This window comes from Streptomyces capillispiralis, assembly GCF_007829875.1.
Classification (GTDB): Bacteria; Actinomycetota; Actinomycetes; order Streptomycetales; family Streptomycetaceae; genus Streptomyces; species Streptomyces capillispiralis.
The window spans coordinates 5,488,831-5,506,243 of the sequence record NZ_VIWV01000001.1 but is presented as its reverse complement, the minus strand read 5'-3'; the positions used below and the strand labels follow the sequence as shown (position 1 = coordinate 5,506,243).

The window sequence follows — 17,413 nt, the reverse complement described above, 5'->3', positions numbered from 1 at the left end:
CGCGTCAGCCCTCCTTCGTCTGGCGCCGGTGGAACAGGGACGGGGTGTGGTGGCCGCGGCGCGCCGGGGCGGTGCGGTCGCCGTCCGCGTGGGCGCGGTGGCGTCCGCCGTCGTGGCCCGACGGCTGGAGCAGGTCGTCGAACAGGGCGCGGGCCTCGACCATGGCCTCGCGCAGGTCCTCGGTGCCCGCGCCGTCGTATGCGCCGCCCGCGTGCGCCTGCGCCACCCGGTGCACGCGCCGGTAGCCCTCGACGTGGTGGGCGTGGTGCACGGACAGCGCGGCGACCTGGTCCTCGTAGTGGCCGTCGCCGGGGAAGCCCCGGGCGGCGGCGAGTTCGGCGAGCAGCCGGTCCGCCTCGACGACCGCTTCCCGCGGCGCGTCGACGAACCGCTCCTGCGCGGCCGTCCAGCGCACCTCGTACCGCTCCCGCTCGACGGGCTCCAACGGCCGTTCCCGCAGGGCGCCGTGGCGCTGCACGCGCTCGGCGAGCTCCCGCTCCGCGGCCTTGGTGTCCCCGTCGTGCCGGGCGACGGCACGGTCGTACTCGGGCCCGAAGCGGCGCTTCAGGCCCGCGCCGTGCCGTGGGCCGCGGGCGCGCAGGGTCACGACGGCCGCGACGACGACGACAAGCGCAACAATCACGATCAACGCAATGATCAGGCCAGTGGACATGGATGCCTTCCGGGTTCTCGGCCCAACCGGCACTCCTCGCGAGCCGGTTCGGCTACCGGGTTGCCCGAAGGACCGCCCACAAACGGGGCCGGGAACGGCGCACCCGCGCGGCACACGGGTGCCGGGTGGACCGGACGCCCCCTCAATTCGGTTGCGCGCGCACCCGAGGGACCGCCGACAATGCGGGCATGACCTGGACCGTCACCCCGGAACCGTACGACTCCCCCGTCGCCGCCGCGCTCTGGCGGGCGTACTACACGGAGGTCAGCGACCGCTGGTACCTGCTGCACGAGGGGCGCCGGACCGACCCCGGGGAGCTGGAGCGCGAGATCGCCGCCGGGACGGGGGCCGACCTCGCGCCCCCGCGGGGACGGCTGCTGGTCGCGCGGTACGCGGGTGAGCCGGCCGGCACCGCCGGCATCCGGCTGCTGGACGGCGCGACCGCCGAGCTGACCCGGGTCTTCCTGTACGAGAGGATGCGGGGCAGGGGTGGCGCGGCGCTGCTGGTGCGGGCCGCCGAGGACGCGGCGCGGGCCTCGGGCGCCCGGCGGATGGTCCTGGACACCCGCGGTGACCTCGTCGAGGCCCGGACCCTGTACGCCCGGCTCGGCTACACGGAGACCGAGCCGCACAACGCCGAACCGTACGCCGAGCACTGGTTCGCCAAGGAGCTCGGCTGAGGGCGTCAGCCCGTCCGGGTCACCGTGTGCCCGTTGTGGGGGCGTTCCCCCCGGGAGCCGCACAGCTCGTCGTTCAGCTCGTGCACCAGCTGCACCAGGTCGGTCGGCCGGTCCGGCCCCCACCAGTCGCCGAGCAGTTCGGCCAGCGACTCCTCGCGGGCCCGCGCCAGCCGCTCCGTCACCTCGCGCCCCTCGGCGGTCAGCACCATGTCCAGTCCCTGGCGCACGGCGAGGTGGCGCACCTCGACCTGGCGGGCGGCCTCGAGGACGACGCCCAGCGGGATGGGGCTGTGCTCGGCGAGCCGGGCCGGTTCCACCGAGCCGTACTTCCTGATCCGCAGCAGCAGCCAGCTCGCCGCGGGCAGCAGGTCGTAGCCCGCGCGTTCGGTGATCCTGCGGTAGATCTCGCGCCGCCCCTCGCGGGTGCCGAGCACCGACAGCGCCCGGCACACCTCGTCGTACGAGGACCGCTCCACCGGATTGCTGGCCAGCGTCTCCGTCACGTCGGGCGCGGTGACCGACGCGCGCAGCCGGTCCTCCCTGAGGAACCAGGCCAGGACGAAACCGAGCAGGGCGACGGGTACGGCGTACAGGAAGACGTCGGTGATGGCGGCGGCGTACGCGTCGATCGCGCGGGGACGCAGGGCGGACGGCAGGGCGGCGATGCCGCGCGGGTCGGCCTCCAGCGAGTCGGCGGAGACGCCGGGCGGGAGCCGGGCCCCGCCGAGGGCGTCGGTGAGCTTGTCGCCCAGGCGGCCGGCGAAGATCGTGCCGAAGATGGCGACGCCGAACGAGGCGCCGATGGAGCGGAAGAAGGTCGCGCCGGAGGTGGCGACGCCGAGGTCCTCGTAGGAGACGGCGTTCTGCACGATCAGCACCAGGACCTGCATCACCAGGCCGAGTCCCAGACCGAAGACGAAGAAGTACGCGCTCATCTCGGCGGTGGAGCTGTCCGCGTCGAGCTGGTGGAGCAGCAGCAGTCCGAGGGTGGTGACGGCGGTGCCCGCGATCGGGAACACCTTCCAGCGGCCGGTGCGGCTGACGATCTGCCCGGAGCCGGTGGAGGACAGCAGCATGCCCGCCACCATCGGCAGCATGTGCACGCCGGACATGGTCGGGGTGACGCCCTGCACCACCTGGAGGAAGGTCGGCAGATAGGTCATCGCGCCGAACATGGCGAACCCGATGATGAAGCTGATCACGGCGGAGAGCGTGAAGGTGCGCGTCCGGAACAGCTTCAGCGGCAGCACCGGCTCGGCGGCCCGGCGCTCCACCGCCACGAAGGCGACGATCAGCGCGGCGCCGAGCAGCGCGAGCCCGGCGATCTGCGGCGAACCCCAGCTCCAGGTGGTGCCGCCGAGGGAGGCGACCAGCACCAGACAGGTGGCGACGGAGGCGATCAGGAAGGTGCCGAGGTAGTCGATGACGTGCTTGCGCGGACGGCGCGGGATGTGCAGCACCGCCGCGATCACGGCGAGCGCGACAACCCCGACGGGCAGGTTGACGTAGAACACCCAGCGCCAGCTCAGGTGCTCGGTGAACAGTCCGCCCAGCAGCGGCCCGAGCACGCTCGTCGCGCCGAACACCGCCCCGAACAGGCCCTGGTAGCGGCCGCGTTCACGGGGCGGGACGAGGTCGCCGACGATCGCCATCGACAGCACGATCAACCCGCCGCCGCCCAGTCCCTGGAGCGCGCGGAACGCGATCAGCTGCGGCATGTCCTGCGCCGCGCCGCACAGCGCCGACCCCACCAGGAAGATCACGATGGCGGTCTGGAACAGCTTCTTCCGCCCGTACTGGTCGCCGAGCTTGCCCCACAGCGGGGTCGCGGCGGTCGAGGCCAGCAGATACGCCGTGACCACCCAGGACAGGTGCGCCAGGCCGCCCAGCTCGCTGACGATGGTGGGCAGCGCGGTCGCCACGATGGTCTGGTCGAGGGCGGCGAGCAGCAGCCCGAGCAACAGGGCGCCGATCGAGACGAGGACGTTGCCGGGTACCTGTTCCCGGCCGTCGGCGCCGGCGTCCCACGCCCGCGGTCCGGCGCCGGGTCCGGACCGCGCGTCGCTCGCCTCCGGCGCCGTGCCGTGTGCGTCCCCGGCCATGCAGACCTCCACAAGGTTCTCGTTCCACCCTCCATCGTGATCGGTGTGACCTGTTATGGCCTGTTGAGTCCGATCGGAAGTCCACATTCCGGGGGCGTGCGCGCGGAGGTGTGAAGAAGATCTGCATAATCTCTGGAGTTCGCGAGGGGAGGGACGACACGTGGAACAGCCGAGCGACCATCCGTGCCCGGAGTGCGGTGCGCCCAGGAACGGGGACAGCACGCCCTCCTGCGGCTGCACCCTGCGCGCGTCCGACGCCCTCCGCGACGCCCGCACCGCTGAGGCGGCGGCGGCCGAGGACTTCGACCCACTGCGCATACGGCCGTACGTCGAGCTGGACGGCCAAGCCGGGGGGAGTACGCCGGAAGGGCCGGCCGGGGAGGCCGGTGCGTCGGCGTCACCGCCACTGCCGCCCTCCGCGTCCGCGCCCGGAGCCGTGGAGGGCGCCTCCGTGCCGGAGCGGCCCGGCGCCGGGGCGAGCGACGCGACCATGAGCCTGCGCGCCGTCCCGCCGGGGCCGCCGGACGCCCCGGGAGGGTCCGGCGCCGTGGACGCGACGTCCGTGCTGCCCACGCCGCTGGCGCCCGCGACGACCCCGCCGAGCGCCACCGACCTGCATCTGTTCGACACCGCGCGGCCGACCGGAACCGGCCCCGGCACACCGGAGCCGGACACCGGCGGCGAGCCGGCGCCGCGCCGCCGCCGCGCCGGGATGCTGTTCGCCGTCGCCGGGACCGTCGTCGCCGTGGCCGGGGCGGCGGGATGGGCGAGCGGGCTGTTCTCCTACGAGACGCCGTCCCGGAACAGCGCGGCGCCGCAGGACATCCGCGAGGGCGTTCCGGACCCGTCGCCCGGCTCCCCCTCCGCGACGCCCACGGCGAGCGCGTCGGCCACCGCGCCGGCGTTCTCCGTCTCCCCGTCGGCCTCGCCGTCCGCGAGCGCGAGCCCGTCGGCCTCCGCGTCGCCGTCGGCGGCCGAGACCTCGCCGGGCCCTTCGCGGCCGGCCGAGCCGTCCTCGGCCCCGACGACCACCGCGGCCTCCGCACCCGCCGAGGAGACGGACGAGGACGACGAGGCCACCGCTCCCGTGCTGCGGCGCGGCGACCGGGGCCCGGAGGTCACGGAACTCCAGCTGCGGCTGCGCCAGCTGTACCTCTACAACGACGACATCGACGGCCAGTTCACCCACCGCATGGAGGAGTCCCTGCGCAACTACCAGTGGTCGCGGGGCCTCAGCGACGAGCTGGGCGTGTACGGCCCCCGGACCCGGGAGCGGCTGGAGTCGGAGACCCGGGAGCCGTAGGCGGCCCGCGGCGGTCCGGCGCTACGGCGTGATGTGCAGCCGGACGACGCCGTCCGCCCCGGCCTCCACGCGTACCTGGGTCAGGTCCCGTACGACCACGTCCGGCCGGTGGAAACCGGCCCGGGGGCCGACCCCGACGACCCGCATCCCGGCGGCGCGGCCCGCCGCGATGCCCGCGCCGGAGTCCTCGAAGACCACGCAGTCGGCCGGGTCCACGCCCAGTTCCGCCGCGCCCTTCAGGAAGCCCTCGGGGTCCGGCTTGCTCGCGCCGACGGACTCCGCGGTGATGCGCACATCGGGCTGCTCCAGTCCGGCGGCGGCCATCCGCGCCGTCGACAGGGCGACGTCGGCGGAGGTCACCAGCGCGTGCGGCAGCCCCGCGAGGGAGGCGAGGAAGGCGCGGGCGCCGGGGATCTCGACGACGCCGTCGGTGTCGGCGGTCTCCTCGGCGAGCATGCGGGCGTTGTCCGCGTGGTTCTGCTCCATCGGGCGGCCGGGCAGCAGCAGCGCCATCGACGCGTAGCCCTGGCGGCCGTGCACGACCTTCATGACCTCGTTTCCGTCGAGCCCGTTCCGCTCGGCCCAGCGCCGCCAGACGCGTTCGACGGAGGCGTCGGAGTTGACGAGGGTGCCGTCCATGTCGAGCAGGAGGGCGCGGGCGGTGAGTACGGCGGTGGCCGTCATCGGCAGCTCCAGGGCGCGGAGGTGGGGGCCCGCGGTGGCGGCCCCGGGGAAACAAGGCGGCCCCGCCCGCCGGTCAGGGAAAACGGGCGGGAGCCACTTTGTTCATCCACGGTACAAAACGATCCGGCATCCCGCCAGCGCCTTCGCCCACCGTTCACCGACGCTTCGGTCCGCCGCCGTCCGGCAGGAACCGCCCGGAGAGGGTCACCCGGTGACCGCCTCCCACAGGCTCCACACCCCGAGCCCCAGCATCAGCAGCGCCGCGATCTGCGTGATCAGCCGCAGCGGCACCCGCTTCATCAGCGCCTTTCCGCCGACGATGCCGAGCGCGGCCACCGACCACAGCGCGAGCACCGCGCCCAGGCCGACGGAGAGCGGGTCGTCGTAGCGGGCGGCGAGGTTGGCCGTCATGATCTGCGTCAGATCGCCGAACTCGGCGACGAGGATGAGCATGAAGCCCGCCCCGGAGACCTTCCAGAAGGACTGGTTCTCCGGCTTGCGGACCTCCTCCTCGTCCTCGTCCTTCTTGAAGAGCAGCATCGCCGCGCCGCCCAGGAAGAGCACGCCCGTGAGCGCGTGCACGATCTGCTGCGGCAGCAGCGTGAGCACGCTGCCGGCCGCCACGGCGAGCGCGACGTGCAGCGCGAAGGCGGCGGCGACACCGGCGAAGACGTACGAGGCGCGGTAGCGGGTGCCGAGGACGAGACCGGCGAGGGCGGTCTTGTCGGGCAGTTCGGCGAGGAAGACGACGCCGAAGACGACGGCCGTCACGGTCAGGCTGATCAACGGATTCCTCAATCGGTCGGGGCCGCCCCACCGAGAGTGCTGTGCGCTTGCGCGGGACACCTCGGCACGGCAGCACACGGCACCCGCGCCGGGGGCACGGGTGTGCACTGCTTGCCGAAGGTCTCGCTGGCCGGCCCCGCTCGCGCGAGGTCCGCCTCCGGGCGCCGGCTCAGGCGGGCTGAGCAGTATGTCGACGGTCCGGCGAAGAGCTACTCCCCTTCTGCGCCGTCCATGGTACGCGAGGCCCGCGGCGGTCCCCGCACGCGGAACTTTCACCACCGGACCGTAGACGTGACATGGCCGCGTCACTAACTTCTTACCGGACGCACCCCTCCCCGCAACCCGGAGCCGTGAGCATTCCCCTGCCCACGCTCCAACACGCCCACCCCACACAGGAGTTCGCATGGCCAAGTTCTACGCGCGTCGACAGCTCGGCATCGTCGCGGCACTCACCGGACTCATAGCCTCCATCGGCCTGTTCAACGGCCCGGCCGCCTCCGCCGCCCTCCCCACCCCGGTCAGCGCCGACACCGCCCGCGGCTACCTCGCCACCCTGCCCGTGCGCACCGAGGACCGCACCGGCTACAACCGCGACCTGTTCCCGCACTGGATCACCATCAGCGGCACCTGCAACACCCGCGAGACCGTCCTCAAGCGCGACGGCTCCAACGTGCAGACCGACTCCTCCTGCGCCTCCACCAGCGGCAGCTGGTACTCCCCGTACGACGGCGCGACCTGGACCGCCGCCTCGGACGTGGACATCGACCACCTCGTCCCGCTCGCCGAGGCCTGGGACTCCGGCGCCGACGCCTGGACCACCTCGCGCCGCCAGTCCTTCGCCAACGACCTGACCCGCCCGCAGCTCCTCGCCGTCACGGACAACGTCAACCAGGCCAAGGGCGACCAGGACCCGGCCACCTGGATGCCCTCGCGCACCGCCTACCACTGCACCTACGTCCGCGCCTGGGTCCAGGTGAAGTACTACTACGGCCTCTCCGTCGACTCGGCGGAGAAGTCCGCCCTGCAGAACCGCCTCGCGAGCTGCTGAGCCGTTCCCGCGAACCGCTGAGCCCCGGGATCTCCCCGCCGGCCTCCGTCGTTCCGTACCGTACGGGGCGACGGAGGAAGGGGTCACCATGGCCGGACTGCGGCTCGGACCACTGCTGAGGTACATCGACGGCTCGTCCGCGACCATCTGGGTCGAGACTAGCCGCCCGGGCACCGTCGAGGTGCGCTGCGACGACGGGCCCGGCGGCAGCGCCGGCACCTTCCAGATCGCCGGCCACCACTACGCGCTCGTCACGGTCACCGGCCTCACCCCGGGCACGTCCACGCCCTACGAGGTGTTCCTCGACCGCACCCGGGTGTGGCCGGTGGCCGAGGAGCCCTTCGCCTCGCTCCCGCCGTCCGTCATCGCCACCCCGGGCGCCGACGACCGCGTGCGCGTCGCCTTCGGCTCCTGCCGCTGGGCCGCCCCGCCCACCGGGGAGGCCGACCCCGTCGGCCCGGACGCCCTGGACGCCCTGGCCCGCCGCATCGCCGCCGACCCGGCGGGCGCACGGCCCGACGTACTGCTGCTCCTGGGCGACCAGGTGTACGCCGACGAGACCTCCGACGCCACCCGCGACTGGCTCGCCGCCCGCCGCGACCTGAACGACGCCCCGGGCGGCCAGGTGGCGGACTACGAGGAGTACACCCACCTCTACTACGAGTCCTGGCTCGACCCTCAGGTGCGCTGGCTGCTGTCCACCGTGCCGACGTGCATGGTCTTCGACGACCACGACGTGATCGACGACTGGAACACCTCCGCCTCCTGGGTCGCCGACATGCGCGCCCTGCCGTGGTGGCGGGAGCGGGTGCTCAGCGGTCTGATGTCGTACTGGGTGCACCAGCACCTGGGCAACCTCTCCCCCGCCGAGGTGGACGCCGACCCGCTGTACGCGTCCCTGCGCGACACCCCCGACGGCACCGACGCGCTGCGCGCCTTCGCCGCCCGGGCCGAGGCGGACGCGGCCTCCGTGCGCTGGAGCTACCGGCGCGACTTCGGGCGGGTCCGCCTGCTGATGGTGGACAGCCGCGCGGCCCGGGTGCTGGAGGAGGGCCGGCGCTCCATGCTCGACCCGTCCGAGGCCGGCTGGCTGCGCGAACAGGTCCTGGACGGACACGGCTCGTACGACCACCTGCTCATCGGTACGTCCCTGCCCTGGCTGCTGCCTCACCTGGTGCACGACGTGGAGGCGTGGAGTTCCGTGCTGTGCCGGGGCGACAAGGGAGCGCGCTGGGCGCGGCTGGGCGAGAAGCTGCGGCGCGGGGCGGACCTGGAGCACTGGTCGGCCTTCCCGGAGTCGTTCGACGAACTGGCGGAGCTGATCGCCGAGGCCGGCACGGGTGCGGGGGCGCCCGCGACGGTGTGCGTGCTCTCCGGCGACGTCCACCACGCCTATGTCGCCGAGCCGGCCTGGCCCGGCGACACCGGGCCCGACGCCCGGGTCGTGCAGCTCACCTGCTCCCCCGTCCACAACTCCATCCCCCAGTCGCTGCGGCTCGGCTTCCGCTTCGGCTGGAGCGCCGGTGCCCGGGCGCTCGGCCGGGTGTTCGCACGGCACGGCGGTCTGGGACGGCCGCCGGTCGAGTGGCGCAAGACGGGCGGACCCTGGTTCGGCAACCAGCTGATGACGCTGACGACCCAGGGGCGTTCGGCGGCGCTGCGCCTCGAACACGCATCGCCGGGAGAGGCCGGGGCGCGGCTCAGGACGGTGATGGAGACCCGGCTGAGCCCGTGAGGCCGTGAGGCCGTGAGGCGGTGAGGCGGTGAGCCCGTGAGGCTGCAGGAACCTGTCGGTTGCTTATCAAAGAAGGGGCGGATCCGGTCACCTGAGGGAGCATCGAGGTGGGTGGGGCGCCGTATGACATGCGGCAGCGGGCCTCGGAACGGCACGGACGACGTAAATCCGTGGCCAAAACTTGAACTTGCAACTATCAATTAGGCGCTCCTAACGTGGTCCCAACTCGGTTCGTCCCCGGACCGGCCCCATCCGGGGGCCGGCCTGACCGAAGGAGACCCCCCATGACCGGACGCCTCAACAGCGCCCAGCCATATGCCCTGGGCATGTTCCGCATCGTCGTCGGCCTGCTCTTCGCCTGCCACGGGGCCGTGTCCCTGCTCGGCGTCCTCGGCGGCGTGGACGGCAACGGCGGCACCGCCGAGACCGGCGCCTGGCCCAACTGGTACGCGGCCGTGATCGAACTCGTCGGCGGCAGCCTGGTCCTGCTCGGCCTCGGCACCCGCGCCGCCGCGTTCATCTCCTCCGGCGCGATGGCGTACGCCTACTTCAAGGTTCACCAGCCCGAGGCGCTGTGGCCGATCCAGAACAACGGCGAGGGCGCGGCCATGTACTGCTGGGCCATGTTCCTGCTGGTGTTCACCGGTTCCGGAGCCTTCGGCCTGGACCGCCTGATCACCAGGCGCACGTCCGCGAACGGGCAGCGCACGCCGGAGCAGACCCCGGTGGCCGTCTGACCCGCTCCCCAGGGTGTCCTCCCCGACCCGGGGAGGACACCCTCCGCCGTCCACGGGGCCGTCGGCACGACGAAGGCGAACTCCCGGCGTCGGACGCGCGAACCCCCAGTGACCCTTCTGTCACAGCTCACGCGTACGCTGTGTGGCTGTCAAAGGTCACTCCTGCCGCTCCCCCCGCGACACCGCGGCACGGTCTGGCCCACGGGGGCGCCAACGGGGAGTTCGGGTGGAGAGTGTGGGGTCGCTGGTCGGCAGCCCATGGATCTATGCGGTGGTGGCCCTCTCGGTCCTGCTCGACGTGTTCCTGCCGGTCCTGCCCAGCGGGGTCCTGGTGATCACGGCGGCCACGGCGGCGGCCGCGGGCACGGCGACCGACGTGCCCGACATCCTGGTGCTGACGCTCTGCGCCGCCACCGCCTCCGTCCTGGGCGACCTGGTCGCCTACCGCCTCGCCTGGCGCGGCGGAGCCCGGCTGGACAGGGCGCTGGCCCGGTCCCGGCGGCTGAAGGGCGCGCAGGAACGTCTCGGCGCCGCGCTGGCCCGAGGCGGCGGCGCCCTGGTCGTGCTCGCCCGGTTCGCCCCGGCCGGCCGCTCGGTGGTCTCCCTCGGCGCCGGCGCCGCACACCACCGCGCCCGCGACTTCCTCCCCTGGTCCGCCCTGGCCGGCCTGTCCTGGGCCGCGTACAGCGTGGCGCTCGGCTACTTCGGCGCCCACTGGCTGGGCGCGACCTGGCTGGCGACGGCGGTGTCGGTGGGCGCGCTGTTCGCGGCGGGCGCGGGCGCGGGGTATCTGATGCGACGGGGGCCGCGGGCGTCGGAGGCTTCTTAGGGCCGTCCGGCGGGCGCGTCACAGGGCCTCTTTGGGGCCGTCCGTCGGACACGCCGCAGGGGCCGGTTCGGTCCGTCGGGCGCGTCGCAGGGTCGGCACCTCTGAGGCGCCCGTCGTGGTGCCCGCCCCTCGGAGGCGTCCGGCGTAGGGCCTGCCCCTGGGAGACGTCGTAGGGCCCGCCCCTCGGAGGCATCCGGCGTGGGGCACGCCCCTCGGAGGCAGTCGGCGTGGGGCACGCCCCTCTGGGGCGTCATGGGCCCCGCCCGTCCTACCCCGCCCGGCGGGCCGTGGCGCCCCGTACCTCCAGGCCCTCCAGCAGGTCGGCCGTGGCCTCGGCGATCGCGTCCACGGCCCGGTCGAAGACCTCGCGGTTGTGGGCGGCGGGCGCCCGGAAGCCGGACACCTTCCTCACGTACTGCAGGGCGGCGGCCCGGATCTCCTCCTCCGTGGCCTCCTCGGGCTGCACGGGCGGACGCAGGGTCTTGATACTCCGGCACATGCCCCCAGTCTGCCGCGCCCCGCCGGTGATGACCACGGAGCCGGCGGCTGCGATGATCGCGGCAGGCGGCCACCGTCCAGGGGCCGACCGACGAGAGGGGTTCCTCATGGCGAACGATCTCACCGTGGCCGTCCTCGGCCCCGGCGGCGTGGGCGGACTGCTCGCCGCGCTGCTGTCCCGCGCCGGCCACCGGGTGATCTGCCTGGCCGGTGACGAGACCGCGACAACCCTGCGCGAGCACGGCGTCCGGGTCCGCAGCGGGCGGTTCGGCGACTTCACCGCCCGCGTCGAGGCGGACACCCGGCTGCGGGAGCCCGTCGACGCCTGCCTGATCACCGTGAAGCACACCGCTCTCGACGCCTCCCTCCACCGGGTCCCGGCGGAGGTTCTGGGCGACGGCCTCGTCGTCCCGTTCCTGAACGGCGTCGAGCACCCGGCCGCCCTGCGTGCCCGCTACCGGCCCGACCGGGTCGCCCCCGGCGTGATCCGCGTCGAGTCGACCCGCGTGGCGCCGGGGGTCGTCGAGCACGGCAGCCCGTTCGCGGAGATCGACCTCACCGGTGACCCCGTGCCCCGCGACCGCCTGGACGCCTTGGCCGCCGCCCTCGGCGACGCCGGCCCGGTGACCGCCGTCCTGGACGACGAGACGGCGGCGCTGTGGGCCAAGATGTCCTTCCTCGCCCCGCTGGCCCTGCTGACCACGCGGTACGGCCTCCCCCTGGGGGACGTGCGCACCGCCCACCGCGACGAACTGACGGCCGTGGTGACGGAGACGGCCGCGATCAGCCGCGCCTGCGGCGGGCCGGGCGACCCGGCCGGGGCGCTCGCCCGCTACGACGCCTTCCCGCCGGGGATGAAGTCGTCGATGCAGCGCGACGCCGAGGCCGGCCGCCCCCTGGAACTGGACGCCATCGGCGGCGCCTTGCTGCGCGCCGCCCGACGGCACGACATACCGGCGCCCGTGACGGCGGCCGTGGTGCGGGAGGTGACCGGAACGGGTGAAGCCCAGGGGGAGACCCCCGAGTGACTCGCCACCCAAAATCGAACAGGCGTATCATTGGGTCGTGGCTGCGACCTATGACTTTCCCAGTGATCTCCTCGCCGGTCAGGAGGAACTGCATCAGGTCCGGGCCGAGCTGTCGGCCCTGCTGAAGCGGCTCCCGTGGTCGGTCGAACCCCTCGACGGCTTCAGCGACGACAACGGCTGGCGCAAGGTCGAGCGCCCCGCCTCCCCCGGCTGGACGGAGGACGAACAGGCCGAGGTCGAGAAGCTCAGACGACGGGAGCACGAGCTCGCGGTCTTCGTCAGCACCCACCGCTACTGGGCCGAACTCACCGGCTCCGACCGGATCGACGCCCGCTCCCGGCTGAAGCACGCCCACGGCGCGGCGGCCCGGGGCGCGGAGCAGCCGTCGTAGGGCACCCGCACCCGCACCCGGCCGAGATGCCCCGCGCGGAGCATTCGCGGGAGCACGACGACAAGGGCCCCCGGAGAACTCCGGGGGCCCTTGGCCGCGGTGGGCGCGGACGGTTTCGAACCGCCGACATCCTGCTTGTAAGGCAGGCGCTCTACCCCTGAGCTACGCACCCGTGACCGGGGCGCGCGCCCAGGCCGAGTGGACAGCCTACATGGCCGGGGCCGCCGTCCCGCAAACCCGTACCGGGGGTTATCCCCACCTCCGATCCGCCAGCCGCCCGGATCCCCCGGCGGGCCCCTCGTCCGTACGGTCGAAGAACGCTCGACCTCGCTGGAGAGCGCCGCCGTCCGTCCCAGGGGGAGACCGTCATGACCCGCACCACCCGCAGGACCCGCACCGCCCGCGTCATCGGCTCCGCTCGTGCGGTGCGGGTGCACGCCCTCGCCCTCGTCGGGGCCTCCGTGGTGCTCGTCGCGGGACTCAGCGCCTGTGGCGCGTCGGCCGCCGACGACGACGATCCCGACCGCCGGTCCTTCGACCTGCCCGGCCGCACCCTCACCATCGACTCCGACGACTCCGCGCTCGACATCGTCGCCGCGGACGGCAACCCCCCGGGCAGGGTCGAGGTCACCCGGTGGTTCCAGGGCACGGTCGCCATCGGCAAGGACCCCGAGGTCACCTGGTCCATGGACGGTGACCGGCTGGTGCTGCGGGAGAAGTGCTCGGGCGTCGTCGCCGACTGCTCCACCCGGCACCGCGTCGAGGTGCCCCGCGGGGTCTCGGTCAAGGTCGTGGAGAAGGACGGCAGCGTGCGGGCCCGGGGCTTCCGCGACGCGCTGAGCATCCGCACGACGGACGGTTCGGTCCACGTCACGGACTCCACCGGCCCCCTGGACCTGCGCACCGGGGACGGATCCGTGCGCGCGGAGGTGTCCTCCCGCACCGTGCGCACCCACAGCGGGGACGGCTCGGTCCGCCTCGAACTCGGGGCCGTGCCCGACCTGGTGGAGTCCCGCAGCGGCGACGGATCCCTGACCATCGACCTGCCCCGGGCCGCCTACCGCGTGGACACCGGGACCGGCGACGGCGCCGAGGACGTGTCCGTGCCCCGCGACGACTCCAGCCCCCACGTGGTGAACGCCCGCACCGGCGACGGCAAACTCACCGTCCGCACGGCGAACTGACCGACCCGTGTCTTCGTCCTTCACCGGTGGGAGAATGACACCGGGCCGGGCGAACGACAGTACGGGAGAGGGATGTGACGGCGACACCAGCGCAGCCGTACTCGCCGTCGGAACCGCGCGTGCCCCGCACGCCTCCTCCCCTCGCCGTCCTCTCGCGGCCACCTCTCCCGGCGCGGCCCCGTCCGCGCCGGACACCCGGCCCGCTGCGTGACGCGCTCGCCCTCGTGGCCCTGCCGCTGGTGGCGGCGCTGGCGCTGCCCGCCGCGTTCGCCGGGGGCGGCACCCGGCGCTGGTTCGGCGGGCGGGCCGAGAACCAGCGGGCCGAGGCCCAGGCCGCCAAGGACGCCGCGGCGGCCGCGTTCTACGAACTCGACACCGCCCAGCGCGACCTGCGGATCTCCGTCGAGACGATCACCGCCGTCGACGACTCCCCCGCCGCCCGCCGCGCCGTCGCCGACTTCGAGGCGCTCGGCCGGCGGATCGACGAGGCCAGCCACCGCTACATCGGCGCCGTCGACGCCCATGACCTCGACCGCGACGACCTGGAGGCCGCGGCGGCCGCCCGGGCCCGCACCGAGCTGACCGCCGCCAAGGACGAGCTCGACCGGGTCAAGCAGGAGCTGGACCGGTACGCCGACGGGCTCGGCCCCCTCCTCGGCAAGGCCGAGACCCAGCTGGCCCGGCTCGCCCCCGCCGTCGAACGCGCCCGCCAGGCCCTGCTCGCCGCCTCCAACGCCCTCGACACGGCCCGCGGATCGGGACTGCGGGCCGACGACCTCGCCGCCCGGCTCGCCGCGCTGTCCCCGGAACTGACCAAGCTGAACCAGGGCGCCGGCCGGCACGGCGTCCCCCAGACCCTGGAACGGGCCGACCGCGTCACCCGCGAGGCCGAGGCCGTCCGCGTCGAAGCCGAACGCCTGCCGGAACGGGCCGCCGAGATCGACCACCGGCTGGTCTCCCTGCGCACCCGCGCCCAGGCCCTCACCACCCGCTCCGAACAGGTCGAACCGGTCCTGAGCGAACTGCGCCGCCGCTTCACCGCCGCCTGCTGGCAGGACCTGCAGGGCGTCCCCGACGTGGCCTCGCGGAACGTCGCCCAGGCCGAAGCCCGGCTCGCCGAGGCCAGAACCGCGCGCGACGAGCAGCGCTGGGCGGACGCGACCGCGCTGCTGTCGACCGCGCGGGCGCTGCTGAACACGACCGACGAGGCCGTGTCCGCCGCCGGTGACCGGCTGCGGCGGCTGAACGCGGTGCAGAAGGATCCCGAGCAGGAGATCGAACGCACCCGCTTCGCCCTGCGCGACGCCCAGCGTCTGGCCATGGCCGGCCGCCACACCCCCGACCCCCGCCACGCCCGCCCCCTGGACGACGCCGTGGCCCGGCTGGAGCGGGCGATCACCGGCCTGGAGGGCCGGCACCCCGACTACTGGCACTTCCTGACGGAGACGGAGGAGGTACGGGCGTCGGTGAGCCGTGTGGTGGCCCTGATCCGGGAGGAACGCGGCTCCACCGCCCCCTGACCGTCACGGCGCCGGTTACCCTGTGCCCATGCCTCGCTACGAGTACCGCTGCCGGACCTGCGGCGACACCTACGAACTGAGCCGCCCCATGGCGGAGTCCTCCGCCCCCGCCCCCTGCCCGGCGGGTCACGACGACACGGTGAAGCTCCTTTCCACGGTCGCGGTGGCCGGCACCGCCTCGGCCCCGGCCCCGGCTCCCCGCGCGAGCGGTGGCGGGGGCTGCTGCGGCGGAGGCTGCTGCGGCTGACCCCCGGCCCCGGCGGACGGTCGTGGCCCTTCGTGGCGTCCCGGCTGTCCGAGCCGCCCGTCCGGTGTCAGCTGCCGAGGTAGCGCAGCACCGCCAGCACCCGGCGGGAGTAGCCCTCACCTCCTGTCAGTCCCAGCTTGTCGAAGATCGCGTTGGTGTGTTTCTCCACCGCGCTCTGCGAGATGTGCAGGCGCCGCGCGATGGCGGCGTTGGTGTGCCCCTGCGCCATCTCCGCCAGGACCGCCCGCTCCCGTGCGGTGAGGCGGGCGAGCGGGTCGGTGTGGGTCGTGCCGCCGAGGAGCTGCCGTACGACCTCCGGGTCGAAGGCGGCGCGGCCGCCGGCCACCCGCTCCAGAGCGTCCAGGAACTCGTCGACCTGGACGACACGGTCCTTCAGCAGATAGCCGACCCCTTCCGACTCACCGGTCAGCAGCTCCGTCGCATACCGCTTCTCCACGTACTGCGAGAGCACCAGCACCCCCACCGACGGCAGGCGCCGACGGATCTCCAGGGCCGCGCGCAGCCCTTCGTCGGTGTGCGTGGGCGGCATCCGCACATCGGCGACCACCACGTCCGGCGGATCCTCGGTCACCGCCTTCAGCAGCAGTTCCGCGTTGCCCACGGCGGCGAGCACCTGGTGGCCCTCCTCCGCCAGCAGCCGCACCAGGCCCTCCCTCAGCAGGGTGGAGTCCTCGGCCAGGATCACGCGCATGGCAGCTCCGCGGTCACCAGGGTCGGCCCGCCCGGCGGACTGCTCACCTCGAGGCGCCCGTCGAGCGCGGCGACCCGTCTGGCGAGCCCGAACAGTCCGCTGCCCGACGCGTTCGCCCCGCCCCGGCCGTCGTCCTCGACGCTCACGTACAACGCTCCCTCCCTCGATCCCACCTCGACCACTATCCGGCTCGGCGCCGCGTGCTTCACCGCGTTGGTGACGGCCTCGCAGACCACGAAGTAGACGACGGTGGCCACCGCCCGCAGGGGCTCCCCGGTGAGCCCGTACTCCACCCGCACCGGCACGGAGGCCCGCTCGGCGACCGTCTCCAGGGCCGCCCGCAGCCCCGCCTCGTCCAGCGTGGTGGGGTAGATCCGCCAGGCCACCTCGCGCAGGTCCTCCAACGCGTTCCGGCTCTCCTCGTGGGCCTGGCGCAGCAGCCGGTCCACACGGTCGGGGTCCTCGCTGCGCAGGGCGCGGCCGAGCAGCATGCCGAGCGCCACCAGACGCTGCTGCACCCCGTCGTGCAGGTCCCGCTCGATGCGCCGCCGCTCGTCGTTGACCGCGTCGACCACGGCCGCCCGGCTCGCGGACAGCTCCGCGATGCGCCGCTCCAGCGCCTCGGGGTGATGGGGGCCGAGGAGGCGGCGGGCCAGCTTCCCCTCCAGCTCGGCCACGCCGAGTATCCCCTGCACGGCGAGGAAGAGCAGGAACAGTCCTCCGAGGGACGTGTAGGCGATCGCCTCGGTTTCGCGTATGTCGTCGACCAGCAGCCACAGGTACATCCAGGACGTGCCGTAGCCGAGGCCTATCGCCACCGAGAGCATCACCACCGCGCCCAGCAGGCCCAGGGGCCAGCGGCCGGCCACATAGCCCGCGGCCTGGGTGTCCCCGTAGACCGGTGGGACGTGGAACCGCAGCCAGATCCGCAGCCGGGCGCGCTCCAGCTCCGTCAGTCTCCGCGCGCCCGCGAGGACCGGGCGGAGCACGGCGCGGCGGCCGCGCGGCCAGGCCACGACGGGCAGCAGGACCAGACCGGCCAGAACTGTGCAGAGCAGCTCGACGACGGCCGCGGCGGCCCCCCAGATGAGGCCCACCGCGCACCGCACCACACGCCGCACCATGTCTCGCATGATCGCGAGGCTAGTCGGGGGCAAGGGCCGCGCACACTGCGGAAAACCGCAATTGCGGCTGCGGGAGACCGCAGCGCATCGTGCGGATTTCCTCAGGGTTCCTTCAGGTCCGGTTTTCTAGCG

The 17,413-nt window shown here is 73.9% G+C and carries 18 protein-coding genes and 1 tRNA gene; 11 read left to right on the top strand and 8 right to left on the bottom strand.

Translation table 11 applies throughout. From position 1 onward, the window contains the following. Positions 1–4: 4 nt before the first annotated feature. Positions 5–673 carry a hypothetical protein gene (locus FHX78_RS23950; protein ID WP_145869474.1) on the bottom strand — a complete coding sequence of 223 codons (669 nt, stop codon included), beginning with the start codon at positions 671–673 and terminating at the stop codon, positions 5–7. 188 nt (positions 674–861) lie between these two features. Between FHX78_RS23950 and FHX78_RS23945 the strand changes: the two genes are divergently transcribed. Continuing rightward, positions 862–1,353, top strand: coding sequence for a GNAT family N-acetyltransferase (locus FHX78_RS23945; RefSeq protein ID WP_145869473.1), 492 nt, complete (start codon positions 862–864; stop codon positions 1,351–1,353). Between the two features lie 5 nt (positions 1,354–1,358). Here the strand turns inward: FHX78_RS23945 and FHX78_RS23940 are convergent, their stop codons facing one another. Then, positions 1,359–3,455 (bottom strand): MDR family MFS transporter, encoded by a 2,097-nt coding sequence (locus FHX78_RS23940; protein WP_145869472.1) that lies wholly within the window; start codon positions 3,453–3,455, stop codon positions 1,359–1,361. Between the two features lie 160 nt (positions 3,456–3,615). On the opposite strand from FHX78_RS23940, the gene FHX78_RS23935 reads away from it, so the two are divergent. Continuing rightward, positions 3,616–4,758 (top strand): peptidoglycan-binding domain-containing protein, encoded by a 1,143-nt coding sequence (locus tag FHX78_RS23935; RefSeq protein ID WP_145869471.1) that lies wholly within the window; start codon positions 3,616–3,618, stop codon positions 4,756–4,758. A 21-nt stretch (positions 4,759–4,779) separates the two neighbouring features. Here FHX78_RS23935 and FHX78_RS23930 read toward each other — a convergent pair whose 3' ends face one another. Both FHX78_RS23930 and FHX78_RS23925 read right to left on the bottom strand, forming a co-directional pair. Continuing rightward, positions 4,780–5,442 (bottom strand): HAD-IA family hydrolase, encoded by a 663-nt coding sequence (locus tag FHX78_RS23930; RefSeq protein WP_145869470.1) that lies wholly within the window; start codon positions 5,440–5,442, stop codon positions 4,780–4,782. A 204-nt stretch (positions 5,443–5,646) separates the two neighbouring features. Further along, positions 5,647–6,228, bottom strand: a complete 582-nt coding sequence (locus FHX78_RS23925; protein WP_145869469.1) for a TMEM165/GDT1 family protein — start codon at positions 6,226–6,228, stop codon at positions 5,647–5,649. Positions 6,229–6,631: 403 nt separating this feature from the next. On the opposite strand from FHX78_RS23925, the gene FHX78_RS23920 reads away from it, so the two are divergent. The 4 genes from FHX78_RS23920 (at position 6,632) to FHX78_RS23905 (ending at position 10,577) form a co-directional block, all read left to right on the top strand. After that, the gene (locus FHX78_RS23920; RefSeq protein ID WP_145869468.1) at positions 6,632–7,276 is read left to right on the top strand and encodes an HNH endonuclease family protein; all 645 of its coding nucleotides are present in this window, start codon (positions 6,632–6,634) and stop codon (positions 7,274–7,276) included. An 88-nt stretch (positions 7,277–7,364) separates the two neighbouring features. Continuing rightward, the gene (locus tag FHX78_RS23915; protein ID WP_145869467.1) at positions 7,365–9,011 is read left to right on the top strand and encodes an alkaline phosphatase D family protein; all 1,647 of its coding nucleotides are present in this window, start codon (positions 7,365–7,367) and stop codon (positions 9,009–9,011) included. 284 nt (positions 9,012–9,295) lie between these two features. Then, positions 9,296–9,748 (top strand): DoxX family protein, encoded by a 453-nt coding sequence (locus FHX78_RS23910; protein ID WP_145869466.1) that lies wholly within the window; start codon positions 9,296–9,298, stop codon positions 9,746–9,748. 226 nt (positions 9,749–9,974) lie between these two features. Next, a complete protein-coding gene (locus FHX78_RS23905) occupies positions 9,975–10,577 on the top strand; it encodes a DedA family protein (protein WP_145869465.1) in 603 nt (200 codons plus the stop codon). A 268-nt stretch (positions 10,578–10,845) separates the two neighbouring features. Here FHX78_RS23905 and FHX78_RS23900 read toward each other — a convergent pair whose 3' ends face one another. Beyond that, entirely contained in the window at positions 10,846–11,076 is a 231-nt protein-coding gene (locus FHX78_RS23900; protein ID WP_145869464.1) for a DUF2277 domain-containing protein, read from the bottom strand. A gap of 106 nt (positions 11,077–11,182) precedes the next feature. Between FHX78_RS23900 and FHX78_RS23895 the strand changes: the two genes are divergently transcribed. Together FHX78_RS23895 and FHX78_RS23890 are read left to right on the top strand one after the other, a co-directional pair. Next, positions 11,183–12,103: a ketopantoate reductase family protein gene (locus tag FHX78_RS23895; RefSeq protein ID WP_145869463.1), complete on the top strand. Its 921-nt coding sequence runs from the start codon at positions 11,183–11,185 to the stop codon at positions 12,101–12,103. 37 nt (positions 12,104–12,140) lie between these two features. Further along, positions 12,141–12,494: a hypothetical protein gene (locus FHX78_RS23890; RefSeq protein WP_145869462.1), complete on the top strand. Its 354-nt coding sequence runs from the start codon at positions 12,141–12,143 to the stop codon at positions 12,492–12,494. Positions 12,495–12,594: 100 nt separating this feature from the next. Here FHX78_RS23890 and FHX78_RS23885 read toward each other — a convergent pair. Beyond that, positions 12,595–12,666: transfer RNA gene (locus FHX78_RS23885), tRNA-Val, on the bottom strand. 196 nt (positions 12,667–12,862) lie between these two features. Here FHX78_RS23885 and FHX78_RS23880 point away from each other — a divergent pair. The 3 genes from FHX78_RS23880 to FHX78_RS23870 all read left to right on the top strand — a co-directional run bounded on the left by FHX78_RS23880 (position 12,863) and on the right by FHX78_RS23870 (position 15,445). Beyond that, positions 12,863–13,678 carry a DUF4097 family beta strand repeat-containing protein gene (locus tag FHX78_RS23880; protein WP_145869461.1) on the top strand — a complete coding sequence of 272 codons (816 nt, stop codon included), beginning with the start codon at positions 12,863–12,865 and terminating at the stop codon, positions 13,676–13,678. Positions 13,679–13,752: 74 nt separating this feature from the next. After that, positions 13,753–15,198: a hypothetical protein gene (locus tag FHX78_RS23875; protein ID WP_145869460.1), complete on the top strand. Its 1,446-nt coding sequence runs from the start codon at positions 13,753–13,755 to the stop codon at positions 15,196–15,198. A 28-nt stretch (positions 15,199–15,226) separates the two neighbouring features. Next, the gene (locus FHX78_RS23870) at positions 15,227–15,445 is read left to right on the top strand and encodes an FmdB family zinc ribbon protein (protein WP_145869459.1); all 219 of its coding nucleotides are present in this window, start codon (positions 15,227–15,229) and stop codon (positions 15,443–15,445) included. A gap of 67 nt (positions 15,446–15,512) precedes the next feature. Here FHX78_RS23870 and FHX78_RS23865 read toward each other — a convergent pair whose 3' ends face one another. Together FHX78_RS23865 and FHX78_RS23860 are read right to left on the bottom strand one after the other, a co-directional pair. Continuing rightward, the gene (locus FHX78_RS23865; RefSeq protein ID WP_167531834.1) at positions 15,513–16,157 is read right to left on the bottom strand and encodes a response regulator transcription factor; all 645 of its coding nucleotides are present in this window, start codon (positions 16,155–16,157) and stop codon (positions 15,513–15,515) included. Beyond that, entirely contained in the window at positions 16,148–17,290 is a 1,143-nt protein-coding gene (locus FHX78_RS23860; RefSeq protein ID WP_189908656.1) for a sensor histidine kinase, read from the bottom strand. Before FHX78_RS23860 ends, FHX78_RS23865 begins: the two co-directional genes overlap by 10 nt. Between the last annotated feature and the right edge of the window lie 123 nt (positions 17,291–17,413).